Raw genomic sequence first — 23,648 nt, 5'->3', positions numbered from 1 at the left:
TTCGAATCTTATTCGAGGTTCAAGGTGGTAATCCTGATCAGGGATGCCACCTTTTTTACTTTTGCAGCAGGGTGAGTTCCTGTCGTTGTGTCAGGTGATCTTGTCTTTTATCCAGAGATGGTTATATTCTTTCTGATGTTGATCCTGCTGATTGTTGGTATTGTATATATCGTTCGTAAAAGCAAACAAGTATTGCGCCGCTTAAATAATCTGGAGAAAGCAGTATATGAAAAAGACAACATCTCATCCTATCCGAAGGACCTTGATACTGTACAAGAAGCACCCAGAGAAGACACGTTTGCTCCACGCAAACGAAAATGAAGATACGGAATTACATAAAAAAAGATAAACCAACAAACCAAAGAGCCGATTATTCTCTATGAGGAAGTGATCGGCTGTTTGGGCATATAGGCATTTTATCCGTATTAACTGAGTTTAGAGAAAGGATTCATAACGCTGTTGGAAAGAGGATTCCATCTCGACTTGTCGAGCAAGTTGCTGCTGTACCTTTGCACCGCGAATCGTCTGAAGTTCCTGAAGTTGTGCAGTGGAACTGAATTGATCTGCAGCCATTTGGACAAGTAATTCGGAGAGCACATCCGCATCTTCGAGCGCGGCATTAAGTCCAAACGCACCGGTTGGTGTCATGGTATGAGCGGCATCACCGATGAGTACAACATTGTCCTGTGCCCACGACTGGCAATAGCTGCTTTCGACAGATAACAGAACAAAATCACTCCAGCTCTGAATATTGGCAGCTACAGAATCAGACAGGCAAGGAAAAGCAGATACAAGTTTATCTACAAAAGGAGCAATCGGCTGCTCTCGCAGCTTGGAGTAAGCTCCCTCGGGAATGTTCCATCCAATCTGAACATAACCGCCGAACTGTGAGAACAGTGCGAGCTGTTGACCATCCATGCTGGCCATCCGAACAGCGGGTTCCCAACCTACGGGTGCCGGAATGCGTGCCCAGAGCAGATCATACCCGTGCTTGCGAATCTCCGGGGTCATACCGGAATGTTTGCGTACAGCAGAGTATCTGCCATCAGCACCAACAATTACAGATGCTTCAATGGAGGCAGGGACGCCGTTCTGCCGAATGTTAATACCCACGACCTGGCCGTTCTTGTCTCGTAACAAACCGGTCATAATCGTATTGAATAGTACTTGTTTATATGAACTGTGCTGCCGAGCATGCGACACGATGGCTTCCAGGAGATGATCTTGGGGTACATGAATACCAACATGAGATTCTCCATTGCCCGGTGATACCGTATGAATAATCTGCCCATTTTCCCAATACTGAATCTGTTCCAAGAGCAGCGCTCCGCGTTCCTGAATGAGGGAATAGAGGCCGTGTTTATTCAAAATGGCTTCGCCATCCACATTGAGCAACTCCCCGCGAAAAGACTTGTGCAGGTGGGGCTGCCGCTCAATGAGCATCGTGGAGATTCCTTTTTGATTCAGTAAATAAGAAAGCAAAGCACCGCCAGGACCTGCGCCGACGATACAAACATCCGTTTTTAATTGTGATTGTGAATTCTGATTCATGTGCATAAGTCCCTTGCAATATAATGGTGACTCTTGTTTACTTTATAACAACAGATTTATTAAAATTATTAAGTAACTAAAAGTAACTTTAAAGATATAGGTTATTATAAACAAACCCGTTGCCATAATGCAATAGGTGAAACCCAAAATAAAACACAAGTCCTCCGGTCGAGTAAAGGGTATCCAATGCAAGCGTATTTTTCACAAACATCATAGTGTAAATATGTTACAATATAAGGTAGGTTATGATGAAAGGCAGGAGGAACGTTTATGAGCCCGGATACGGAGCGAAACTCTCAATTGGCAAATGTAGATCAATTGTTGGAGGCCTTCTTCAGATATAAAAATAAAGTATTGGATCAGCAGCAGAAGACCGAAACCAACTGTAAACTGAATCCGACAAAAAGTCATATATTGGGCATGATTTTACGTGAAAAACGCTGTATGGCGGTTGATGTGGCCAGACAACTCAGCTTGTCTTCCGGCGCAACCACCATTGTACTGAATCAACTGGAGACGGAAGGGTTGATCCAGCGGGTGCGCAGTGAAGAAGATCGGAGAATTGTGTGGCTGTCCTTAACGGATGAAGGCGCGCAGCTTGCCAAGACACTTAATGCGAATCGCGGCCGAATGACGTGGGAATTGTTGCAAGCACTTTCCGAAGAGGAGCAACAGCAGATGTTTGGCATGCTGAAGAAAATTGAACTGAAACTGCTGGAGAACATGAAGTCGTTTGAGCAGATCCACCGGTAGTCCATATATGACTTGATTCCTTGAAGACGTCAGTCCTCATGAGTTCGTCCCTATTTGCGGGGGGATGAACCTTGAAGACTGGCGTTTTTGAGTTGGTTTACAAATGAAAGCGAACCACATGATCCGTTAAGCCTTCCTGGATCAAAACTTCTTTTTGTTTGCTGCCCATCAGGTCAAAGTGGGGAAATGGCTGCCGCCGATGAATGTATCGCGGGTCCAGCCCATGATCGTTGCACCAACGCTCGAGACGTTCACGATCTGCACAGCCAACTTTGGTGACACTGGTGATACCGGGAAATCGGTTGTCAATCCAGAAATGAGTGAGGTACGCAATCTCACCACGAGCCACTTGTTCCTTCCACGCAGCAAGCTCTTGTCGTTTAATTCCAAATGCCATAGATGCAGGTTCCTTTCCAAACGGGTATTGTCCTGAGCATATTGTAACATCTTATATACAGAATCCATTAGAAATCTTCATTCAGACTGGTCTGAGGCGAGTTGAATGGGTATATGAATATGACAACATTTTTATAATAAAGGTTGGATTATGTTAAAATAAACCTATACAACAAAGGTTTCACCACTTCTATAGCGGAAAGGGATTGTCATCATGGAAATATTCATTGCCGTACTTGTGTTACTGGTCCTGATCGGTTTATCCAATATTTTAAACCGGTTTGTACCCTTTATTCCCGTTCCGCTTATTCAAATTGTGCTTGGTGTAGCTATAGCTTTGCTTCCCGCAGGTGTTCACCTGCCGTTAAATCCGGAATTGTTCTTTGTACTTTTCATCGCACCTTTGTTATACAACGATGGTAAGCGAACGCCAAGAAATGAATTATGGAATCTGCGTGCACCGATACTTCTGCTTGCATTAGGGCTTGTATTCGTGACAGTAGTCGTGGCGGGATATGCCATTCACTGGCTGATTCCTTCGATTCCGTTACCTGCTGCTTTTGCTCTTGCAGCCATATTGTCCCCGACAGATGCAGTGGCCGTTGGCGCAATGGCAGGGCGAGTACATTTGCCCAAAGGCATACATAGACTTCTTGAAGGTGAAGCATTAATGAATGATGCATCCGGCCTGGTCGCCTTCAAATTCGCAATTGCAGCCACAGTTACAGGTGTATTTTCCCTGGCGAATGCAACCTTTAGTTTTATTCTGATTGCGATTGGCGGACTTCTTGTCGGGGCATTGTTATCTTTTCTGCTAATCAGGCTAGGGGTATGGATCCGTAGACTGGGCATGGAAGATGTAACTATCCACATGCTGCTGCAAATCCTGACGCCATTTATCATCTATCTGGTGAGTGAAGAAATTGGGGTATCAGGTATTCTTGCGGTAGTGGCAGGCGGTATTATCCACGCCATTGAGCGTGACCGCGCTGAATCGGTTCAGTTGAAAATGCAGGTGGTGTCTGCGAGCACATGGTCAGTCATTTTATTTATACTAAACGGTCTGGTGTTTGTTATTCTGGGTGTACAGGTCCCGGATGTGTTGAGTACCATTTTTGAAAATGTTTCGTTTAATAACTTGCAGGTGTTGGGGTATGTGGGCTTGATCTCTGTGCTACTGCTGGTTCTGCGCTTCCTATGGATCTATCTGTTCTGGCAAGGGAATGAATTGCTGCGTACCAAATCTTCTATTGGCAGTCCCAGATTCAAAGATATTACGATTATTTCCCTCTCTGGGGTGCGGGGGGCTGTAACATTGGCGGGTGCCTTCTCCATTCCTTATGTGCTTCAGGATGGATCACCTTTTCCTGAACGGGATCTGATTATTTTTCTGGCGGCAGGGGTTATTCTCTTCTCCCTGATTGCGGCCAGTGTGTTTCTTCCAGTTCTGGCCAAGGACGATGGGAAATCTACAGAAGAAACACCGCAGAAGTCAGAACGAAAAGCACATGACATTATGCTGAATGCCGCAATACGGGCTGTCAAATCCGAAATGAACGATGAGAACAAAGCTGCGGCACTGGCGGTTGTCTCCGACTTGTCCAAGTACATCAGGCAGGCCGCAGGTCAACTCACCGCCGGTAAACGCAAAGATATTCAGAAACAAGAAACGGCTATTAACCTGATTGCCACCCGGGCGGAGCGTAAAGAAGTTGAAGTGATGCTGGACGAAAATGCAATTGCTTCTGATGCGGCCTTCAAATGCGACAGCTGGCTGGATCGCAAGGAAATGATGCTGGCGAATCGCGCAAACACTCAGTTCATGACCTCGATCAGCGAGATCGGGCGTGTGTTAGGACATCTGTTCACCAACCGGTCCCAGAAGCCGAATCAACCATTCATGCTTGAAAATGCAGAACTGTTCCGTCGGGTGAAGTTACGTACCTCTGAAGCGGCAATTAAGGCCATTCGTGCCCATATGAATGATGGGAATCGAGTCGTCGCACTATCGGTCATTGCCAAGTATGAGCGTGTAATTGCCAAATTGCGCACCTGGAACCAGGGGAAAACGGAAGATCCGTTTAATCAGGAGAAATTGGAGTTGCAGATGGTGGCCATTCAGGAACAGCGTAATACGGTTCAACAACTGTATGAAAACGGCGAAATCACCCGGGATGTGGCTGCGAAACTGCGTCGGTTTATTAACGACGTGGAAGCGACTGCGCTGAAAAACACCTAATCCGATAAATCCGATATTTTAAATATGCTAAACTGTTTGGTATAATATGGACAAGAAAGACGTCACAACTAAATTGTACTTATTCGATCAGTGAAGGAGAGATGAGACATGGCAGAACAACAAATTCGGTTGGGCAAGACGGATCTGATCGTGAATCCCATTGGACTGGGTGCGAATGCAGTAGGCGGACATAATATCTATCCGGACATGCTGAATGATGAGACGGGTAAGGAAGTGGTTCGTACAGCTTTGAAACAAGGTATTAACTTTGTGGATACGGCATACATCTATGGACCTGAGCATTCCGAACGACTGATCGGTGAAGTATTGAAGGAAACCGGTCAGCGTCAGAATACGATTATTGCAACCAAGGCAGCTCATAAATTAGTGGATGGCAAGATTGTCATGGATAACTCACCTGCTTTTCTGAAAACATCCGTGGATGAGGCGTTGAAACGTCTGCAAACCGATTACATTGATCTGTTCTACATCCACTTTCCGGATGAACATACGCCTAAGGATGAAGCGGTAGATGCGTTAAAACAATTGAAAGACGCTGGCAAAATCCGCGCCATTGGCGTATCTAATTTCTCCATTGATCAGTTGCGTGAAGCCAACAAGGACGGGCATGTAGACATACTGCAATCTGAATATAATCTGTTCAAAAGAGATGCGGAGAAAGAGCTGTTGCCATATACGGCTGAGCATGAGATTTCTTTTGTGCCCTATTTCCCACTGGCTGCGGGACTGCTGGGCGGTAAATATAATGGCAATACAACCTTTCAGGATGGACGGGCGAAGAACCCGCTGTTTACAGGTGAAGCTTTCATTGAAAATCTGGAAAAAGTTGAGCAACTGCGCAGCATAGCACAATCCAAGGATGTTGAGGTCGCTCATCTGGTTCTGGCCTGGTACCTGACACAGCCTTCCATTGATGCATTGATTCCGGGTGCCAAGCGACCGGAACAGGTCATTAACAATCTGCAAACATTAAATGTGGAATTAACTGCTGAGGAAATTGCAGTCGTGGATCAGATCTTTCGTTAATGAGTTCGGGTGAATCGGGAAATGCTAACAGGGAGTTTACGTATGAAGACAAAGTGAGGACACCACATGAACCTGAAGGCAGCCCGAGTCATCGGAATGTTCACGCTAATTATTTTGCTGGGTAGCAGTTCTGCCTATGCAAAGCCTGTACAGAAGAACCGTCAGTACTATGAGGAACGAGGAGAGATTGTGTGGGAAGTTCCCACACAGGATAAACTCATCGCTCTTACCTTTGATGATGGACCAGATCCGATTCAGACTCCGCAGATTCTGGCTTTGCTACAGCAGTATCATGCCAAAGGAACTTTTTTTGTACTGGGCAAATGGGCAGATAAATTTCCTGAACTAATTAAACAGGAACAGCTCGAAGGGCATGAAATCGCCAATCATACGTATGCACACACGTATGCAGTTCGATCAACTAGTGCGGACAAGTACATGAAGGATATGAACGAAGCGGAAAGTTCCATCATTGAAGCGGGTGCTGAGCGTCCCCTGTTGTTCAGGCCACCGGGCGGCTATTACAATGACATGGTCATCCAGGCTGCCAAACAAAAAGGGTATACCATTGTACTCTGGTCCTGGCATCAGGATACACGGGACTGGGCTTCTCCAGGTGTATCGGCTATCGTTAAAAAAGTACTGAATAACGCACGCAATGGGGATATTGTACTCTTCCACGATAAGGTGGAAGGCAAGTCCCATACGGTAGCTGCACTCAAAACAATCCTGCCGAAGTTACAGCAGCAGGGATATCGATTCGTGACGGTATCTGAGCTGCTTGCTGTGAAGGCACGCGAAGCTGCGAAGGATGGAACTTCGCCATCGTCTATATTGAAGCATGTGCAGCCCTGAACATGGTAATCCAATTAGAAACCGTAGGTCTCAGTTGAAGAGACCTGCGGTTTCTTTATCTTGGTCTTCATATCAGCCATGGAATCAGGCGTAGGGGGTTATTGCCGTGTCCCTTTTGTTTTGAAACCAAAACGTCTACAATAGATGGAGCTTTGTGTTTAAGGGTTATATAGTATACAAGATATGAATTACGACATAGAGGAGAGTTAACATAATGAATGGACAACAACGTGTAAATATTAAGCCAGGTCTGGAAGTGGACATTGTGCTGAAGCAGGATCAAGCTACAGGTAAGCTGACACGTGGCATTGTGAAGGATCTGTTAACCAAGTCACCTACGCATCCACACGGAATCAAAGTACGACTGACGAGTGGTCAAGTGGGACGTGTGAAACAGGTCATTACAGGAGGCTCGAACTAACTGTGGCCCAAGGCGGGGAGATGAGCACTACCGCAGAAGTAATGGCACATCTGGCTTCGGGTAATACACGTCAGCAGGACGCCTATTATGTGTTACAGAGCAGTGGATTGCTCGAAATATTAGCTGACTATCACCCGTATCCAGCAGGAACGGTACCAATTGATATTGATATTCCGGGCAGTGATCTGGATCTGCTGTGTTATGCAGAGGATCTGGATGTGTTTGAAGCCGAGATATACAATCGAATCGGAGCCGTTGCTGAATTTCAATGTGTACGTGGTGGGGATCTTCCAGACCAACGTCCTTATGTGACTTGTAATTTGCAAGTAGGACATTGGCCTGTGGAGATTTTTGCCCAATCCGTGCCAGTTTACAGGCAGAATGCATACCTACATATGATCGTAGAGTGGAGATTGTTACAACTGTGGGGAGACGCGGGACACCGCGAGATCCGCAGACTGAAACAGGCAGGGTGGAAGACGGAGCCTGCATTTGCTTCTGTTCTTGGATTACAGGGAGATCCATATGTGGACATGCTGCATCTGGCCGAGATGAAGCGAGAAGATCTCTGGAACTGGGCACGTTCACGCACGTTTTTTTAAAATGTCTATTTGAGATGAACTAATCATTTACACGATAACGGAGAGGACAGAAAAAACCTGAAAAAGCGAAGCGGTCGCCTAAAAGCTTTCTGAAAGAAAGCTACATCGGAAGCATATGCTTATTACCGGATTTCCCCTTGAGAAAGGGGATCAAAAAAATCTTGGAATAACAGCGATTGGAAGGTGCTTCTGTCATCGTAGTGTCAGTGTAAATAACCTTTGGTCAGATCAGAAAGATGGCTACAATTGTTGTTACCGTAAGTCCCAGCAGTACAGGCTTCAGGTTGCGTCTTGCAAGTTCAAAAGGATTGACTCCGCAGATTGCAGCAGCAGGAATCAATGCCCATGGAATCAAGGTTCCGCCACCTACCCATATAGCTGCAACCTGACCGAGTGCTGTCAGCACAGGTGCGGAATCTGCCGATCCTGCAAACATGGACGCAATCGAGCCAACCAGGGATATCCCTGAGAACCCCGAACCATCCATTCCGGTAACTGTTCCGGTCACCGTCATTGTAATGGCGCCCACCGTATCATTCAATGGCACTAGTCCAGCAAGTGCGACCCCAAGATCATTCACGATCCCGTGTGAACCTTCAGGAAGAGGGTTGATGAACAACTCCGTAATCGCAGCATCTCCCAGATAAAAAAATGCGGCTATGGGAATAACCGGTCCAAACACCTTGAAACCAAACTGAAATCCTTCTATTAAATAGTTGGTCGTTTCCTCTGGTCCCGCATGTCGATGTGCGGCAAGGGTAACGGCAATCAGTATAACGACAGCAGTTCCGCCAATCAGAGCTGTTGCGTCGCCGCCTTGCAATTTCAATACAAACATCAGAATCACATCAACTGCGAATAACAGAGGAATAAGCAGAGCGAACGCCTTTTGCAAACGGGGTGACATGACTTGACGTTGAACAGGCTGATCAGTGGGCAGGGAGGTGGACACAGCTTCTGATGAGGAAGAAGGTTCCGTGCTCAGGGTACCTGATATAGCGTTTGGGGAATGAACAGGTGAGCCTGATTTCATCTCTTTGCGCAGCATCCAGAAGGCTGTAAGTGTAGATACGGTGCCCATGACAATGACCAGAGGTATGCTGGCCGTCATGACGGAAGTAACGGGTATACCCGCCGCATCAGCTGTAAGTTTGGGAGCCCCCTGAATAATGTAATCTCCAGACAGTGCAATCCCATGTCCGAACAGGTTCATGGCAATAGCAGCTCCAATCGGAGGAAGACCTACACGCACGGCTACAGGAAGCAGTACTGCACCGACGAGTGCTACGGCCGGGGATGGCCAGAAAAATAGCGATACGACCATCATGATCAATCCAATACCCCAATACGCGACTTGAGGAGAACGGATAAACCGGGTGACAGGTGTTACCATGACCTCATTAATGCCTGTTCTGATCAGAACACGGCTCATTGCCACAATAATCGAGATGATGAAGATCGTACTCGACAATTCTTTTGTTGCATAGATAAAGCTGCTGAAGATCCCAGCAACTGACCCGCTTAAGGTTTCGGTTGCCAGAAGTCCAATGGTCATAATACCCGCGACACAGATGATGGTGGTGTCCCTGCGCCGGATCATTACAGCAATAATCAAGACGATAAATGCCAGATAGACATAGTGTAACGCAGTGAGTTGAATATTCATCGAACAGGCCTCCCTACATCCTGGTGACTAACCCGAGGAGTGATATATCGTATGCATGTCAAGATCGGGCGTTCGTGGAGTCCGGGGCTTGCCGCAGCATTTATTTTTAGGGAGAAGCTTCAGAGTAATAAATGAAGGATTTATTTTACAACTGGAGAATTTATTACAACATGAAGCTTGTTACTCTTGAAATTGAAGCGGATGAAAGTCACCAGAATTGATATGTGAAGGTCACGGGACCCCATAGACAATGGCAAGCAGGGGTGATTACAATAAACATGCCATCATAAGGAAGAAAATAGAAAAAACTATGTTGAACTAAAAGGGCGGGAATCCATAATCCATGAATTTTATCCGTTCACTTCGTTTTAAATTTATAGTGGGTCTTACATTGATCATGCTGCCATTATTCATGCTGCTTTATTACAACAACGTCTACGCCATGAAAGTTGTACGCGACAAAGTATCCCTCACCAATATGAATCATCTCGCCAAGAGTGTGGAGCAGAATGAACGTGTATTACAGGAGACAAATCGGTATTTATATAGTCTGGGTGAGCGGGACCCGGATATTATCTCTCTGTTTTTTCTGAAATACGGCAGCGGCGATTACATCATTGCAAAGCAACGGATTATGAACAAATTCATGACAGATATCGGTTTTTATAATCTGATCGATTCTTTCTTTCTATATGATGCCGTGAATGATGATCTGCTGCTCGCCACTTCAGGCAATTATGATGTCAAAAAGTCGGTTGTGCAGGAGAGTATGCCTGTCCAGATGCAGCAATTGGAAGGGGATATCCAGAAGCCGGAATGGAGCATCGTGCGTGGCGGGACGTGGAATGCACTGGTGAAAACGGTGCGAATCAACCAGCAGTTCTATGCAGGTGCACTTGTCGATATGAATGCACTGAATCATACACAACAATTCACTGAATCCGGGGATCGGGGTGGCGCAGTCATTGTTGGAATAGACGGTGGGGCACTATCTGATTCCACTTTGACTACTGCACAGATTCAGCTTGCTGCAGCGCATCTTCCTGGCCTGAAAGATCCGTACCAGGTGATCTCCGAAGTTGTGAACAAGGGAGAAGCACGTCAATATCTGATGTTGGGTATTGCCTCGGCCATGTCCGAGATGAATTATATCGTGCTGCTGCCTGAGGAAGACATGATGCGTAACCTCCCGTTTTTCCAGCAGATCATTCGTCTGCTTCCCATTGGTGCAGCAGTAATTCTGGTTACTGCACTGATCTTTTTGCGGCATCTGTTATTCCGCCCGATGAATGCGTTAATCCGAGGCATGAGAAGGGTGAGCCGTGGAGATCTCGATGTGAAGCTGGACCCGCCATCTTCCTCGGAACTTGAATTTATGACACGAAGTTTCAATCAAATGACCAGTGAGATCAGGCATCTGAAGATTGATGTGTATGAGGAACAGCTGCGGACGCGGGAGGCAGAGTTCAAACAATTACAGATGCAAATTAATCCGCACTTTTACCTGAATTCACTCAATATTATTCATAGCCTGGCTTCCTTGCAAAAGCATGAGTTGGTGCAGCAGATGGCTGGTCATCTGGCCGATTATTTTCGATTCAGTCTGCGTGCAGGCAAACGTGTTATTCGTCTGGATGAAGAGCTCGAGCACATTCGTCATTACTTAGAAATTCAAAAGCTGAGGTTTCCAAGCAGATTCGATTTTGAACTGGATATCGAACCGAATCTGGAACATTATGTGATTCCTCCATTAACCATTCAGCCTTTTGTGGAGAATGCCATTATTCATGGATTTCAGCGCCGGACGCAAGCCTTTGTCATTCGGATCGTGGCACGCCTTGGTGCGAAGTCATCCGGTCAGGTCGATGGGACGGTGCTTCAACTGATGATTGTGGATAATGGTGTCGGATTTGATGAGGAATTATTGGAGCGTCTGCAACATGGACAGTACGCTGAAGACCCGAGTGGACAGCATATCGGTATATGGAACGTGGCTCATCGGCTTTTAGTGAAGTATGGTGATCAAGCCAGTTTGCAGTTTGGAAATGAGGCGGATCATGGGGCCAAAGTCATCATTGATTTACCCGCTCAGACCGAAGAGGAAGAAGGGGGAGCCTATGCGGAACCTGTTGATCGTGGATGATGAAGTGTATGCATTACAAGCGATGGTGGAAGGAGTTAACTGGCAAGCAGCAGGCGTCGAGCAGGTATTCAGTGCTTGTGATGCCGAAGAGGCAAGAGAGATCTTAAGGGCACATGCTATTGATATCATGATCTGTGATATCGAGATGCCTGGTGAAACAGGGCTTGACCTGCAAAGCTGGGTGTTGAAACATGATCCAGGCATACTGACCATTTTCCTGACAGGGCATGCTTTATTCGATTATGCTCAGACAGCCATCAAACTAAATAGCTTTGATTATGTGTTGAAGCCGGCTCCAGCGGATCAATTGATTAAGGTAGTAACCCAGGCGGTGGAAAAGATCAAGGATGGAGAGCAGCGTAACCGTACCAACGAAGTTTATGAGACCGTATACAAACGCTGGAAAACCCATAAACCGCTGCTGACGGAACGCTTCTGGAAAGATGCCATCTCTCAGCGTATCACGTTAACCGAACAACGGTTGCAAGAGCTCGCAGAACTGTATGGTGCCGAGATTGATCCGCAGGCTCGTGTGTTACCCATTGTGATCTCGGTAGAGGAATGGGTGCGTGATTTTGATTTGCGTGACGAAGAGGTATTGGAATATGCCCTTCGTAATGCAGCCAAGGAGATGCTGCTTGGCGACAAGCCCGGTGAGGTGTTTCAGGATCAAAGTGGATTAAATATTGTACTTGCTTATGAGCAAGATGGCATCATTCCGAGTGCGAGCGAAGTGGCACAACGTTGTCAGGGGTATATTCAGGAATGTGGTACGTATTTCTACTGCCGGTTGTCCTGTTATGTTGGTGCCCCGGTTGCTGTAACTGAGCTGCAAGGCATGTTAAATGAACTGATGGATATGGAGCGGCGCAATATTAAGGAGCTTGAAGAAGTTTTTGTCTATGATGAGCGGGGAAGAGATCAGGAAGATCGCTTTTTGCCTATTCCATGGTTTTCGGAATTATCCATTCTTTTTGAGACGGGGAAAGTAGGGGATTTACGAGAACGTGTGGATGAGATTTTTGAGTTGCTTGCTGCCCAGGAGGGATTGTCTCCTGAAATGCTGCATCTCTACTATCATGCCATGCTGCATGTGGTCTATCCGCTGCTTCATCAGAAAAACGTGTCAATACGCAGTCTTTATCCGGGTGAACGGGAGCCGGAAGAGAGTATGGTGACAAGGTCGTTGCCGCAGTTGAAACAGTGGACGTCTGATCTGATTGATCGTGTTATCCCGGTGTTGTACCCGGACGATCATAGCCCCATGACCATTGTGGATCAGTTGTGCGTTTATATTGAAGCTCATATTGGTGAAGAACTTATGCGAGAGGAGCTTGCAGCTTTTGCCGGATTCAATCCCGCTTATCTATCGCGTCTGTTTCGGAAAGAGAAGGGGATGTCCCTATCTGAGTTTATCCTGCAGGGCAGAGTAGCCAAAGCGAAGACATTGTTGTCCCAGTCCACCGTCAAAGTGACGGATATCGCTGGCAAGGTGGGGTACTATAATTACTCGCATTTCACCAAAATGTTCAAAAAGTGCACGGGTATAACGCCACAGGAGTTTCGAAAACAGTCACGTACCGTATAGTTCAGGGCGCAGCATGCTGCGCCTTTGTTTTGTTTATTTTGGCACTAAAGTCATAATTTGATAAGTCAACAGGTCATCACAGCAGATAGAGGTCTTACTCGCCCCGCCGTATACTTGAACCACAGGAGCCGCAACGGAGCTTCATCCTGAGGAAGAATTCAAGAGGAGTGAGGGAGAACAAGTTATGAAGACACAACCCCAGGCGGGTAAGGGAGTACGGATATCGGAAATACCGGGAGAAACAGTCCGAAAGCGCAAGTCTGTGTGGCACAATCTTGTCAAATTCAAGGTGCTGTATCTCATGTTCTTGCCAGGTGTCCTGTTTCTGCTGGTGAACAACTATATGCCGATGTTCGGCGTTCTGATCGCATTCAAAAATGTAAACTATGCTGATGGTATTTGGGGTAGCCCATGGAGTGGATGGGACAATTTTAAATATTTGTTCTCCACCAGTGATGCATGGGAAATTACCCGAAATACACTCGCGTATAACACGGTGTTCATTGCACTGAATCTCTTTGTAGGTGTCGGGCTTGCTATTCTGCTCAATGAAGTGAAGAACAAGGCAATGTCCAAGTTATATCAATCACTTATGCTATTACCGTATTTCCTGTCCATGATTGTGGTCAGTTATCTGGTACTGGCTTTCCTGGGCAAGGATTCAGGCTTCATGAACTCAACGATTCTGCAGATGTTCGGTGGTCAGCCAATCGACTGGTATTCAGAGCCGAAGTATTGGCCGTATATTTTGCCACTGGTGAACACATGGAAGAATATTGGATATTATGCCGTCATTTATCTGGCAGCTGTCGTGGGTATCGATGAAGAATATTATGAAGCCGCTGTGCTTGATGGTGCGACCAAATGGCATCAGATACGCTTCATTACCATTCCGTTTCTCGTCCCATTAATCGTCATTATGACGTTATTGCAAATTGGCCGTATATTCTATGCAGACTTCAGTCTGTTCTACCAGGTTCCACTGGAATCAGGAGCGCTGTTCCCTGTAACGAATGTACTGGATACCTACGTATATCGTACGTTCCTTATCGGTGGAGATATCGGGATGTCATCAGCAGCCGGTCTATACCAAGCAATCGTTGGATTTGTGCTGGTTCTTGTATCCAATACCATCGTAAGGCGAATAGATAAAGATAATGCATTATTTTGAGAGGAGGCAAGTCAGCTGTGAAATCACGTGATCCACTAGCCGTATCGAAGCGTTCCGCATCCGTTATTCATGCGATGTTTCTATTCTATGCCATTGCCTGTATCGTGCCGATCCTGCTTGTCTTCGCCATCTCATTTTCGGACGAGACAACAGTAATTGCCAATGGATATAAGCTTATTCCAGAGAAGTTCAGTCTGACGGCTTATGAGTTTCTGTTCAGAGATATGGATCAGATCATTCACTCGTATGGTATATCCTTTATCGTTACCGTTGTAGGTACCATTACAAGTGTTGCGCTGACCGCATTGTATGCGTATCCACTCTCACGGAGAGATCTGCCTTACCGGGGCTGGTTCGCCTTTTTCATCTTCTTCACAATGTTGTTCAATGGGGGTCTGGTACCTTGGTACCTGGTCTATGTCAACGTATTGGATCTGAAAAACTCCCTACTGGCACTCATTATGCCGCTACTGCTATCTCCATTCTTTGTACTGGTCATGCGTACATTCTTCGCGAACTCCATTCCGGTGTCTATTCTGGAATCGGCTCGGATTGATGGTGCGGGAGAATTGAGAACGTTTGCACGTATCGTGCTTCCGCTCTCTCTTCCCGTAATGGCAACCGTCGCGTTGTTCAGTACATTAAATTACTGGAATGACTGGTACCTTAGCATGATTTTTATATCAGATAACCGGACGATCAGCCTTCAGTACCTTATGTACCGGACGCTGCTCGATATTCAATATTTAACAACCAACTCCAACGTCTCTTCACAGATTTCGTCGCAGGGTGGATTGCTCAATCTGCCTAACAAAACTCTGCAAATGGCGATGGCTGTGGTCGGTATTGGTCCAATTGTATTGGCATATCCGTTCTTCCAGCGTTATTTCATCAAAGGTCTTACGGTTGGCGCTGTGAAGGGATAACTCTGAACCGGTTAGCGGAGTGGGCAAGGTAATGAAGATGGACTGAAAGGGCATATACAGAAGTAGTTATCGGTTTAATTGTGAATTGGGGAATTCGGTTGTATGGTTCAACACATGACAGGAGGGGTTCAATTGGTTAGATCATTAAAGGTATGGTCACGCATGATGGCAACGGTTATGGCGCTGAGCCTGGTGCTGGCAGCTTGCTCATCAGACAAGGGTGGAACAGCAACAACACCTGGCGCAGAAGGCGGAGGAGCAAGTGAAGGTGGGGGCAAACCCTATGAAGTGACACTGTTTTACCCGGGGACACCACAGAAGGATGTGGCTCTGGTGGAAGCCGAGATTAACAAAAAGATGGAACCGAAGATCGGAGCTACCCTTAAGATCAATGCGATTGACTGGGGTCAGTGGGATAACAAGCTGAATCTCATGATTTCTTCAGGTGAAAAATCAGACATTATCTTCACAGCGGCTTGGCAGAACTACACGGTGAATGTAGCTAAAGGCGCATTCTTGCCCTTGAATGATCTGCTTGATGCACATGGTCAGGATATTAAGAAAAACCTGGACCCTGCCTTTCTGGAAGGTTCCCAGGTAGACGGCGTGAATTACGGCGTTCCTACGAATAAGGAACTTGCTGCCACACGTGGTGTGTTGGTACGTAAAGATCTGGCTGACAAGTATAAGCTGGACCTGACAGCTGTAAAGACATGGGCTGATCTGGAGCCCTTGCTCAAAACAATCAAGGAAAACGAGCCAGCTATCACACCATTCTATATGTCCAATACCAACGGTAACGGGCTGTTGGAGAATCTGGATTGGGATTATCTCGGTGATGCTTCCGTACCTGGAGTCATCTCCAAAACAGCAGGCGGAACAACGGTGCTGAATGAAGTGGAGACCCCTGAATTCAAAGAAGCGGCTGAACTCGCTCGCAAGTGGTATCAAGCAGGATATATCAACAGTGATGCTGCTACATCCAATGTGTTCCCGAAAGACCAGGCGAAGGCTGGAAAAGCGTTTCTCTGGACAGATGGCATGAAGCCAGGCAAGGATAAAGAAGAAGAAGGGTATGTGGGTTTCCCACTCACTCAGATTGAGATGACACAGCCGACAATCACGACGGGTGATGCGTCTGGAGCGATGCTTGCAATCTCCCGTTCTTCCGAACAACCGGAGAAAGCGATGCAGGTCATTAACCTGCTGCATTCCGACAAGGAAATTAACAACTTGCTGAACTTTGGAATTGAAGGTACACATTATGTGAAAAAAGACGGACAGGATAATATCATTACTCTCCCTGAAGGCGTTGATGCCAACAGTCGTACCTATAACCCAGGTGCTCAATGGCAGCTTGGTAACCAGTTCCTGAACTTCCTATGGGATAATGAAGATCCGCAGAAGTGGGAAAAGTTCAAAGAGTTTAACGCCAAAGGTGTGAAGTCGCCAGCACTGGGCTTTACATTCAACAGCCAATCTGTCAAAAATGAAATTGCGGCGGTCAACAACGTGAACAAACAGTTCAAGCCGGGTATGACATCGGGCGCCGTTGATCCAAATGAGATGATTCCGAAATATCTGGAGAAATTGAAAGCAGCGGGAATCGATAAAATTATTGCAGCCAAACAGGAACAACTTGATGCATTCCTTGCCCAGAAGTAAATGATTATCAGCTGTGATTGAGAGACTTGTGTTCTACAAGCTCTTGTAATGGCAAATATGGAGGACGTTTTCGGTGAACAACCGAAGACGTTCTTTTTATTGTTGTTTTTTTGATTTGGATTGTTAATCATAAATAGGAAAAATATGATATAATAAGGTGGTTGATTAGGGGGTGTTCGAGTGTCGAGAACCAGACTTGTGTTCTCAGGGGCTTTATTGCTATTTGCTATCATCTTTACATTTAACCATCATCTTGGTTTTTCTGTTGGGGATACCATGCTGTCAGCAATAGGTATATCACCGTATACTACGTCTTATTTAAGTGGTGTACATATCACACTTTTCCTGGGGATGGGAATCTTTGCTTGCGGATTTTACCTTACACGCAAAGAAATCGGGAAATCGTTCCCCGGTCTTGCAAAAGGGTTATGGATCGTAGTTATCGCTATCATTCTCAGTTACTCGTACATGACAGATAAATTCATGTATATAGCCAAGTGGGGAGCTACAGGCATTAATGCGGTATCCTATGTACAGAATGCAAGCTCTTGTACCTTTAACGTGCTGAAAACGGGTGAGACCCGAGCAACCTGTGACCTGACACTCAAAAATTACGGCAGAGATTCCATATCCGCCGTGTTATTGCCTGATCTCGCACGCAGTTATAAGTTTAAGGATGATCCACTATTGGAAGCTTTGCAGTCTGTCCAATTAAGGCCCGTACATGTTGAGATTGAACGTTATGGAACGTTTAAAGGTAAGTTGGAGTTTTACGGGAAAGCGGAATCCCCTCTGTTCGTAAATGGGAAACTTATGGATATTGTGCTTGATGTAGGCGTGGATGGGGCAAATACGGTATTTGATTATGATATTCCATAGTTGATATTTTTATAGAAAAAAAGAATAATTACATAAACAGAAGTGGAATAAGGTTGAGTTGAATAGAGAGATCAAAGATATATACTGAAATTAGATAGAGAGCTGGCTAATCGCTGGCTCTTTTTGTGCGTGGAAGTTGCATTTAGTGCAGAAATATTGGTTTTATCTCCTTTCCCCTTGAATTGGTAACGCTTACGCTAGATAATGAATCGTTTTGTCTCAAAAAAAATAGTTTGTCTTTAGCGCTTACATCATTACAATTAATGTCACGACAAATTAAGACAAGGTGAGATGAAAAGATGTCATATCGGACAAACCTGTTTTCCAAAATGGTCATTCTTATTCTGATTATGCTGATTCCTGTAGTGCTTCTGTACTGGTACTCCAATCACAAAACAACAGCTGTTCTCAGAGATGAGTTGAATCGATCAAATAGTAATCAGCTTGAATTTTTCCAAAATCAAGTGAACACAAACATCGAACTGTTATCCTCATGGCCGAATCTGCTCATACATGATCCTGATATTGCCAGCTTCAGGCGAATCTATGCGGACAGTAACTACTTTGACCTGGATGCGATCAACCTGGTCAAACGTATTCAGAATAAGCTGAGTATTCAGGAAAGCTCATCCAATTGGGCCACGAAATTATATCTGTATTCTCCTTCGCTGGGCAGGGTGGTTTCCGAAAGGGACGCACGTTCTTACGATAAACAAGCGCTAAGGGAGAATATCAGTTCCGGCTGGGATGTACGCAAAATTCAGGATGGGGAAGATGATCGGTTCATGTTTAGCTGGATTACGGTATCTCCGTACGGTATTAAAGACCCAGCTAATAATGCGGAAACGATTATTAAACTGGAGTTTGATAGTGACAACATTCGGGATATGCTCGACAAATTCAAAGACGATGGCAGGCATGATCCCTTCTATTTCCGAGAAGAATCGGGAGTTATTTATAACCGGACTTCAGATCGTTCCCTAACGAATCAGTTGATGGAAGAACTGTCCGTTCATAAACTTCAGGACGTTGATAACCGTACAGTGGTGATCGGGGACGAGCCTTACATGGTTAACACGGTGAAATCCAGTACAACAGGCTGGTATTTGGTGGACTACATGCCCCTGTCAGATATTCTGAAGCCTATTCATCAATCCAATATGCTGTTCTATTCTTCCATGATTTGTTTGTTGTTAATGAGTTTTGGTGTGGCGTATTTGTTCTATGTTCAGGTACAGGTACCAGTGAAACAACTCATTCGCGGGTTCCAGCGGTTGAAGCAGGAAGATTATTCAGTGAGGATTAAGCCAAAGGGCCGCAATGAATTCAGTTTCCTGTCCGAACGTTTCAACTTGATGGTGGAGCAGATCCAGCAGTTATTTGAACACGTTTACCTGGAACAGATTCATGTGCGTGAAGCTCGGTTGAAGCAGCTGCAATCGCAGATTAACCCGCACTTTTTCTATAATTGTTTCTCCTTCATTACGAGTATGGCGAAGCTGAAGCGTATGGACGCTGTTGTAGCGATGTCGCATAACCTATCGCGATATTATCGGTATACGACAAGACAGGAGCGGGACGTGGTACCGTTGACAGAAGAAATTGAATTTGTCAGCTGTTATCTGGAGATCCAACGGATGCGTATGGACCGGATTCATTACAAGATTGATCTGTCTGATGAGATGTTAAGACAGGAGGTACCGCCACTCATCGTGCAACCATTGGTGGAGAATACAGTGATTCACGGCATCGAAGCGGACGCGGAAGCAGGAGAAATAAGAGTATCCGGGGAAAAACAGGGCGGTGTCATGGTTCTTGTGGTAGAGGATGATGGGCAAGGCATGACGCAGGAGGCACGTGAGGCGCTTCTGAGTAAGCTCAGGGGAACGATGGATCAGGAGATGGGCTGTGGCCTGTGGAATGTGAATCAGCGACTCCAGCTTCGATATGGGGAGCAGGCTGGGCTTGATATAACGGAATCGGAACTTGGCGGGTTACGCGTTACACTGTCATGGCCTGCCGAGCAGGAGTTTCTTCTGGAGAATGAAGGATAAGCACTTGGAATGTGTAGCGCATGATGCACGATGGAATCCATTTGCAGAATGAACGAAATAGGGAGTGAATCACTTGATTGATATATTGCTGGTAGATGATGAGACATACGTAACAGAAAGTCTGGAACTTACGATCCCCTGGGGAGAGCTTGGAGTAACGACCGTGCTGCGTGCCGCATCCGGTAAGGAAGCGTTGGAGATTATGGAGGAAAATGCAGTAGATATCGTAGTTACCGATATTCGCATGCCTGGCATGTCAGGACTGGATCTCATTGCAGAGGTAAGCAAGCGCTGGTCTCACATCCGCTGTATTTTACTAACGGGTCACAGTGATTTTGATTATGCTAAAAAAGCCATTCAATTGCAGGCAGCGGATTATATCCTGAAACCCGTAAACGATGATGAGTTTATGGGATCGGTGTCGGCAGCCATCACGTCTCTTCGCGATGAGTGGGATGAATTTGATAAATATCACCGGCTTTTATACAGTCGGAAGTCTGACTATAAGATTTTACGAGAAAATCTTATGCATGATCTGCTGCTGGGACGTGAGATCACGGCCCGGGCGCTTCGGGAACAACTGCAACAATATGAGATTCATATTGATCCGGAACAATCGGCTGTGATGATGCTGATTCGCCTTACAGGACGCTTCTCATCAATGGACCAGCAGTCTCTGGATCTGATGGATTTTGCGGTAGGTAATATTGCAGAGGAAGTACTCGGAGAGCAATTTAACGTGTGGTTTGGTCGCGGACCCCATGAGTGTCTGGTTATGTTCTTGCAGAATCAAGATCAGATCGCAGCTCCGCAGATGGACTTGGAGACGCTGAGAATCTCAGCTGAAACTTTCCGTGAGCATGTCATTCGATATTTACAGGGAGATCTGTCCATGGTAGTTACACCGTCATTTCCCTTTAATGAGTTGACAGCAGCTTATCGAAAAAGTCTGGGTTCGCTTGTCCTTTCAGGACCGGAAGAACACAAGATTATATATATGGACATGGATCAGGCACTCAGCAAAAGACCGGAGAATGATGCGACGCAGGCGCTCGAAGAGCTGTACAAACCGCCTATACTTCCGCAATTGCTTGAAACCAAGCAATGGGAAGCGGCAGCGCGTAAGCTGAACGCGGTCTTTGACGCGGCAGAACAGGTTCGATTGTCTAGAGAACATGTGTATGAGATGTATCTGTCGGTAACCAATGCATTTATGTATATCGCCCATAAACAGGGGCATCTGGTGCATGAGATTGATCATGCGGGATTCGATCTGCTCCTTGCTCATCAGTTGATTCAATCCCCCGAGAAGCTGCGGCGCTGGGCAACCGAGATGCTGGCGAAGCTTCAGGAAGAGTTGTCCGATCAGGAAGGTGTGCAGAGCCGCAGACATGTGATCAAGCAGGTTCAGGAGTTGGTTACAAGAGATACAGGACAGGATCTGTCAGTGAAGATGATTGCGGACAAGGTATATTTACACCCCGTATATCTATCGAAAATTTACAAGGCAGAGACAGGGGAAGGCCTTGGGGACTACATGATTCGTATGCGCATGGAGCGTGCTTTGTATCTGCTTAAGAATAGCAATAAAAAAATATACGAGATTACGAGTGAACTTGGCTATCAAAATCCGCAATATTTCAGCAAAATGTTCAAAAAACATTATGGTATGACACCAAATGAATTTCGGGATCAGGCATAATTACAACAACATTCCAGAATATAGGTTGGCAAAGGTGCAGAAATCTTGATTTCGTATCATAGGCTCAAAGGCCTGGTCAGCCTATAATGAAAGGGTAACCAAAACGATTTAAGGGGGAACAACATGAGAGCGCAATCAACGAAAAAGAGATTCTTGACGCTTCTCGCTACAACGCTGAGTCTAACTGTCGTTCTTGCAGGATGTTCAGGAGGCAGTGGGGGCGGAGATAGTGCAACACCAAGTACATCTGGAACCCAAAACGAATACAAAGAAAAGTATGATCCGGAAGTAACCATTACAACAGCATGGGGAATCGATCCTGAGTTGAAGTTTAAAAATGGCGAATCCATGGAAAATAACGTGGCAACTAAGTGGGCCAAGGAAAAATTCGGGATTAATGTCAGCGCGCTCTGGTCAGTAACAGATACAAACAGTGCGTTTGCAACCAAACTTCGTCTGGCTATGTCCTCTGGACAGGAAATGCCAGATATCGTGACGATTGGTAGTGCGGACAATCTCGTTGCTCAAGACTTGATCGACTCTGGCATGTACGAAGAAGTCGGTCCACTGTTCGACAAATATGCTTCAGACACATGGAAAAAAGCGATGGAGCAAGATCCTAACGTCTGGAACCAATATAGTCGTGATGGCAAAAGAATGGGTATCCCTGTTCTGGACTACGCATACAACAATGATTACTTGCTCTGGATTCGCCAGGATTGGCTGGATAAGCTGAATCTGAAAGCACCAAAAACAATTGATGAGCTGGAAACCGTTATGGAAGCATTCAAAAACAATAACCCTGACGGCTTGGCTCCTGAAAAAGTCACTCCGCTCAGCGTTGGTTTCAAAACATCCATGAACACTTGGATGGGAGATGTATCTTGGATATTTGGTGCATATGGCACCTTACCTCAACAATGGAATCTTGCTGCGGATGGCAAGTTGGAGTATGGCTCCATCAATCCGGGTATGAAGCAAGGTCTGACCAAATTGAGCGAATGGCTCAAAAAAGGATATATCCCGCAGGAAGCAGCTCTATGGGATGAGAACAAAACAGCAGAGCCAGCAGTTGCAGGAACTGCCGGCATTATTCCAGGACCTTACTGGATGAGTGGGTGGCCACTTCTTGATACAGTGAAAAATGTACCGAGTGCGGTATGGAAACCGATTGAAATTCCTACCGGTCCTGAAGGAAAAGCGATGCGTCACGGAACACAGTTCGTTAATGGTGTTACGTTGATCAAAAAAGATATGGCACACCCAGAAGCATTCTTTACGTATCAGAACTACCTGTTTGACAATTATGCAGACCCAGCACCAGGTAGCCCTTATGATAACGGTCTGTTTGCAGGTTATGACTACCAATTGGATGCAAATGGAAAACAAATGCCGATTGACGAGATCGAAGGCGGATACGTGAACGTTGTACGTTATTTGCTTGTTCGCGACGGTGCTCGCATTCCAGATGCGCAGATGAAAGCACTTCTGAACTTAGCGGATGGCAAAGAGCCTGAAACGAAGCTTGAGAAAGATGTTGCTGTCAATTACGGTAAAGAAACTCCAGCAGCAGCAAAAGTGTTACTGAGCCAAGAAGAAATTTCCTTTAAAAACATGTTCACAGGTCCAACAACACAGACGATGAAATCCAAGCTGGACTATCTAAACAAAATTGAGAATCAAGCATTTAACGAAATTATCTATGGCAAAAATCCGGCGGATGCGTTTGATACCTTTGTACAAACGTGGAAATCAGGTGGCGGTGACCAAATCACGCAAGAGGTTAACGAATGGTATGACAGTGTGAAAAAATAGTTACAAGCAGCGCTCAGACGACTAACGTCTGGGCGCTTTTTTTGGTTTATTCAAGCTGAGGCAAAGTGGTTGAATTTGTGCCATTTATATTGCTTTTATGTGCTGTTTGGACCCTGTAAAAGGTTGATATAATCGCATTATAAGCCACTCAGGGAGTACTTGAGTAGGAAGAAAT

Annotated in this window: 19 protein-coding genes; 16 read left to right on the top strand and 3 right to left on the bottom strand. The window is 45.8% G+C overall.

Features of this window, described 5'->3' with window-relative positions:
- The first annotated feature begins 117 nt into the window (after nucleotides 1–117).
- Nucleotides 118–321, top strand: a complete 204-nt coding sequence (locus FE296_RS10570; RefSeq protein ID WP_190945126.1) for a hypothetical protein — start codon at nucleotides 118–120, stop codon at nucleotides 319–321.
- A 114-nt stretch (nucleotides 322–435) separates the two neighbouring features.
- On the opposite strand, the gene FE296_RS10565 is transcribed toward FE296_RS10570, so the two are convergent.
- Nucleotides 436–1,551, bottom strand: coding sequence for an FAD-dependent monooxygenase (locus FE296_RS10565; RefSeq protein WP_124113980.1), 1,116 nt, complete (start codon nucleotides 1,549–1,551; stop codon nucleotides 436–438).
- A gap of 270 nt (nucleotides 1,552–1,821) precedes the next feature.
- Here FE296_RS10565 and FE296_RS10560 point away from each other — a divergent pair, with 270 nt between their 5' ends.
- Nucleotides 1,822–2,304 (top strand): MarR family winged helix-turn-helix transcriptional regulator, encoded by a 483-nt coding sequence (locus tag FE296_RS10560; RefSeq protein WP_036609579.1) that lies wholly within the window; start codon nucleotides 1,822–1,824, stop codon nucleotides 2,302–2,304.
- A 97-nt stretch (nucleotides 2,305–2,401) separates the two neighbouring features.
- Here FE296_RS10560 and FE296_RS10555 read toward each other — a convergent pair whose 3' ends face one another.
- Complete coding sequence (locus FE296_RS10555) at nucleotides 2,402–2,701, bottom strand: hypothetical protein (protein ID WP_150364920.1); 300 nt, start codon at nucleotides 2,699–2,701, stop codon at nucleotides 2,402–2,404.
- Nucleotides 2,702–2,914: 213 nt separating this feature from the next.
- On the opposite strand from FE296_RS10555, the gene FE296_RS10550 reads away from it, so the two are divergent.
- From FE296_RS10550 to FE296_RS10530, 5 genes are all read left to right on the top strand, one after another.
- Nucleotides 2,915–4,939, top strand: coding sequence for a Na+/H+ antiporter (locus FE296_RS10550; protein ID WP_150364919.1), 2,025 nt, complete (start codon nucleotides 2,915–2,917; stop codon nucleotides 4,937–4,939).
- Between the two features lie 108 nt (nucleotides 4,940–5,047).
- The gene (locus FE296_RS10545; RefSeq protein WP_150364918.1) at nucleotides 5,048–5,986 is read left to right on the top strand and encodes an aldo/keto reductase; all 939 of its coding nucleotides are present in this window, start codon (nucleotides 5,048–5,050) and stop codon (nucleotides 5,984–5,986) included.
- A 66-nt stretch (nucleotides 5,987–6,052) separates the two neighbouring features.
- The gene (locus FE296_RS10540) at nucleotides 6,053–6,841 is read left to right on the top strand and encodes a polysaccharide deacetylase family protein (RefSeq protein ID WP_124113983.1); all 789 of its coding nucleotides are present in this window, start codon (nucleotides 6,053–6,055) and stop codon (nucleotides 6,839–6,841) included.
- A gap of 214 nt (nucleotides 6,842–7,055) precedes the next feature.
- Nucleotides 7,056–7,262, top strand: coding sequence for a YwbE family protein (locus FE296_RS10535; RefSeq protein ID WP_026081155.1), 207 nt, complete (start codon nucleotides 7,056–7,058; stop codon nucleotides 7,260–7,262).
- Between the two features lie 2 nt (nucleotides 7,263–7,264).
- The gene (locus tag FE296_RS10530) at nucleotides 7,265–7,864 is read left to right on the top strand and encodes a DUF4269 domain-containing protein (RefSeq protein ID WP_150364917.1); all 600 of its coding nucleotides are present in this window, start codon (nucleotides 7,265–7,267) and stop codon (nucleotides 7,862–7,864) included.
- Nucleotides 7,865–8,087: 223 nt separating this feature from the next.
- On the opposite strand, the gene FE296_RS10525 is transcribed toward FE296_RS10530, so the two are convergent.
- A complete protein-coding gene (locus FE296_RS10525; protein ID WP_150364916.1) occupies nucleotides 8,088–9,530 on the bottom strand; it encodes a hypothetical protein in 1,443 nt (480 codons plus the stop codon).
- 343 nt (nucleotides 9,531–9,873) lie between these two features.
- On the opposite strand from FE296_RS10525, the gene FE296_RS10520 reads away from it, so the two are divergent.
- The 9 genes from FE296_RS10520 (at nucleotide 9,874) to FE296_RS10480 (ending at nucleotide 23,473) form a co-directional block, all read left to right on the top strand.
- Entirely contained in the window at nucleotides 9,874–11,673 is a 1,800-nt protein-coding gene (locus tag FE296_RS10520) for a sensor histidine kinase (RefSeq protein WP_124113986.1), read from the top strand.
- Nucleotides 11,648–13,261, top strand: coding sequence for a response regulator transcription factor (locus FE296_RS10515; RefSeq protein ID WP_167483533.1), 1,614 nt, complete (start codon nucleotides 11,648–11,650; stop codon nucleotides 13,259–13,261). Before FE296_RS10520 ends, FE296_RS10515 begins: the two co-directional genes overlap by 26 nt.
- Before the next feature lie 184 nt (nucleotides 13,262–13,445).
- The gene (locus tag FE296_RS10510) at nucleotides 13,446–14,432 is read left to right on the top strand and encodes an ABC transporter permease (protein WP_190945124.1); all 987 of its coding nucleotides are present in this window, start codon (nucleotides 13,446–13,448) and stop codon (nucleotides 14,430–14,432) included.
- Nucleotides 14,433–14,449: 17 nt separating this feature from the next.
- A complete protein-coding gene (locus FE296_RS10505; protein WP_017689303.1) occupies nucleotides 14,450–15,358 on the top strand; it encodes a carbohydrate ABC transporter permease in 909 nt (302 codons plus the stop codon).
- A gap of 132 nt (nucleotides 15,359–15,490) precedes the next feature.
- Nucleotides 15,491–17,023 (top strand): ABC transporter substrate-binding protein, encoded by a 1,533-nt coding sequence (locus tag FE296_RS10500; RefSeq protein WP_124113989.1) that lies wholly within the window; start codon nucleotides 15,491–15,493, stop codon nucleotides 17,021–17,023.
- 180 nt (nucleotides 17,024–17,203) lie between these two features.
- Nucleotides 17,204–17,902, top strand: a complete 699-nt coding sequence (locus FE296_RS10495) for a hypothetical protein (RefSeq protein ID WP_124113990.1) — start codon at nucleotides 17,204–17,206, stop codon at nucleotides 17,900–17,902.
- 299 nt (nucleotides 17,903–18,201) lie between these two features.
- Complete coding sequence (locus tag FE296_RS10490; RefSeq protein WP_124113991.1) at nucleotides 18,202–19,956, top strand: sensor histidine kinase; 1,755 nt, start codon at nucleotides 18,202–18,204, stop codon at nucleotides 19,954–19,956.
- Nucleotides 19,957–20,029: 73 nt separating this feature from the next.
- On the top strand, nucleotides 20,030–21,658 hold the full coding sequence (locus FE296_RS10485; protein ID WP_124115507.1) for a response regulator: 1,629 nt from the start codon (nucleotides 20,030–20,032) through the stop codon (nucleotides 21,656–21,658).
- A 123-nt stretch (nucleotides 21,659–21,781) separates the two neighbouring features.
- On the top strand, nucleotides 21,782–23,473 hold the full coding sequence (locus FE296_RS10480) for a type 2 periplasmic-binding domain-containing protein (RefSeq protein WP_124113992.1): 1,692 nt from the start codon (nucleotides 21,782–21,784) through the stop codon (nucleotides 23,471–23,473).
- Nucleotides 23,474–23,648: the final 175 nt, after the last annotated feature.

It is taken from the genome of Paenibacillus sp. UASWS1643 (genome assembly GCF_008693195.1).
GTDB classification, from domain to species: Bacteria; Bacillota; Bacilli; order Paenibacillales; family Paenibacillaceae; genus Paenibacillus; species Paenibacillus amylolyticus_B.
Note: the sequence above shows the minus strand (reverse complement) of the source record. Positions and strands in the feature narration are given on the sequence as shown.

What these genes read in the sequence shown, in the direction of transcription:
- FE296_RS10555 (WP_150364920.1), bottom strand. Translation starts at nt 2,701, where the DNA reads ATGGCATTTGGAATTAAACGACAAGAGCTTGCTGCGTGGAAGGAACAA.
- FE296_RS10560 (WP_036609579.1), top strand. Translation starts at nt 1,822, where the DNA reads ATGAGCCCGGATACGGAGCGAAACTCTCAATTGGCAAATGTAGATCAA.
- FE296_RS10550 (WP_150364919.1), top strand. Translation starts at nt 2,915, where the DNA reads ATGGAAATATTCATTGCCGTACTTGTGTTACTGGTCCTGATCGGTTTA.
- FE296_RS10565 (WP_124113980.1), bottom strand. Translation starts at nt 1,551, where the DNA reads ATGAATCAGAATTCACAATCACAATTAAAAACGGATGTTTGTATCGTC.
- FE296_RS10480 (WP_124113992.1), top strand. Translation starts at nt 21,782, where the DNA reads ATGAGAGCGCAATCAACGAAAAAGAGATTCTTGACGCTTCTCGCTACA.
- FE296_RS10510 (WP_190945124.1), top strand. Translation starts at nt 13,446, where the DNA reads ATGAAGACACAACCCCAGGCGGGTAAGGGAGTACGGATATCGGAAATA.
- FE296_RS10570 (WP_190945126.1), top strand. Translation starts at nt 118, where the DNA reads ATGGTTATATTCTTTCTGATGTTGATCCTGCTGATTGTTGGTATTGTA.
- FE296_RS10540 (WP_124113983.1), top strand. Translation starts at nt 6,053, where the DNA reads ATGAACCTGAAGGCAGCCCGAGTCATCGGAATGTTCACGCTAATTATT.
- FE296_RS10545 (WP_150364918.1), top strand. Translation starts at nt 5,048, where the DNA reads ATGGCAGAACAACAAATTCGGTTGGGCAAGACGGATCTGATCGTGAAT.
- FE296_RS10520 (WP_124113986.1), top strand. Translation starts at nt 9,874, where the DNA reads ATGAATTTTATCCGTTCACTTCGTTTTAAATTTATAGTGGGTCTTACA.
- FE296_RS10515 (WP_167483533.1), top strand. Translation starts at nt 11,648, where the DNA reads ATGCGGAACCTGTTGATCGTGGATGATGAAGTGTATGCATTACAAGCG.
- FE296_RS10490 (WP_124113991.1), top strand. Translation starts at nt 18,202, where the DNA reads ATGTCATATCGGACAAACCTGTTTTCCAAAATGGTCATTCTTATTCTG.
- FE296_RS10535 (WP_026081155.1), top strand. Translation starts at nt 7,056, where the DNA reads ATGAATGGACAACAACGTGTAAATATTAAGCCAGGTCTGGAAGTGGAC.
- FE296_RS10525 (WP_150364916.1), bottom strand. Translation starts at nt 9,530, where the DNA reads ATGAATATTCAACTCACTGCGTTACACTATGTCTATCTGGCATTTATC.